The following is a 1,618-nucleotide window of genomic DNA, read 5'->3' as shown; positions in this document are numbered from 1 at the left end:
AAAATATCAAAACAATCAAAGCAAGCGAGAATGTGATGCAAGCAACGCAAAAAACCGAAGAAACAAAAGGCTGTCGCGGCGATGTGCTGCGACTCAGCCCATCTGACAATGTTGTTATAGCGCTGCGTGAAATTGCGGCGTGCGAGCGGCTTGATGCCTTGGATGTTCCTTTGGTGGATGTGGTGCCTCAGGGGCACAAAATAGCGACTGCCCCAATCGCGCAGGGCGAAAACGTGATCCGCTACGGACAGATTATTGGTCAAGCCAAAGCAGACATTGCGCCGGGTGAGCATGTGCATGTGCACAATCTTGGAATGGGTGCGCATCAGCAGGACTATGCCCATGCCAGCACCTCTTGCGCATTGCAGAGCATTTCTGATGTCCGGACGTTTGAGGGCTATCATCGCAGCAACGGCAAGGTGGGCACGCGCAACTACATCGGCATTCTGACAACTGTGAACTGTTCCGGCTCGGTTGCGCGTTTTATTGCTGAAGCGGCGGAGAAATCTGGGCTGCTTGAAGAATTTCCGAATGTGGACGGTGTCGTTCCGATTGTGCATGGCACAGGCTGCGGCATGTCGAGCGACAATGAGGGATATGCGACGTTGCTCCGCACTTTGGCGGGCTATGCGCAGCATCCGAACTTTGGCGGCATTCTGTTGATTGGTCTTGGCTGCGAAGTGATGCAGGTCGCCGATTTGGTGGGCGGTCAACCCATTCGTGTAGATGGCGCATTGCGCTACATGACGATCCAGAACGAAGGTGGCACGCGCAAGACAGTCGAACGCGGGCTGGAGCAGCTGCGCGGGATTGCCGAGATGGCCAACAAAGCCGCGCGTGCGCCAGCGCCCATCAGCGAGATTACTGTGGGCATGCAATGTGGCGGCTCAGATGGATATTCGGGTATCACTGCAAATCCTGCGCTAGGCTATGCCTCCGATCTGCTGGTGCGTCATGGTGGGACGACCATTCTGTCTGAAACATCTGAGATTTACGGTGCTGAGCATCTTCTGACCCGGCGTGCGGAAAGCGTTGAAGTCGGCGAAAAGCTCATTGAACGTGTGCGCTGGTGGGAGGACTACACCGAGCGTAACGGCGGCGAGATGGATAACAATCCGAGCCCAGGCAACAAGCGCGGTGGTCTGACGACAATACTCGAAAAGTCATTGGGGGCTGTGGCAAAGGGCGGAACGGCCCCGTTGCGAGATGTTTATCAATTTGGCGAGATCATCGACAAACACGGCTTTGTCTTTATGGATAGCCCCGGTTTTGACCCGTGCTCCGTGACGGGGCAGGTGGCTTCTGGCGCCAACTTGATCGTGTTCACGACGGGGCGCGGCTCTGTGTCTGGATATCAGCCGACACCCTGTATCAAGCTGTCCACCAATTCGGAAATGTACGCCCGCATGACAGATGACATGGATCTTAACTGCGGGGACATCGTGACCGATGGCATCAGCATCGAGGCCAAGGGTGAAGAGCTGTTTGAGACTTTGATCCGTATCGCTTCGGGTGAGCGGACGAAGAGTGAGGAACTTGGCTTTGGCGGGGTCGAGTTTGTCCCCTGGCAAATTGGCGCGGTGATGTAACGCCGCGCTGACTGCTTGGGAGGGCAAGA

Annotated in this window: 1 protein-coding gene; it reads left to right on the top strand. The window is 55.8% G+C overall.

Annotated elements, in window-relative coordinates:
• The first annotated feature begins 35 nt into the window (after positions 1 to 35).
• Entirely contained in the window at positions 36 to 1,589 is a 1,554-nt protein-coding gene (locus PJL69_RS20215) for a UxaA family hydrolase (protein WP_271311299.1), read from the top strand.
• The last annotated feature ends 29 nt before the right edge of the window (positions 1,590 to 1,618 follow it).

The organism is Shimia sp. MMG029 (assembly GCF_027947445.1).
In the GTDB taxonomy this organism is placed as follows: domain Bacteria; phylum Pseudomonadota; class Alphaproteobacteria; order Rhodobacterales; family Rhodobacteraceae; genus Shimia.
This window is presented reverse-complemented; position numbering and strand designations above follow the sequence as displayed.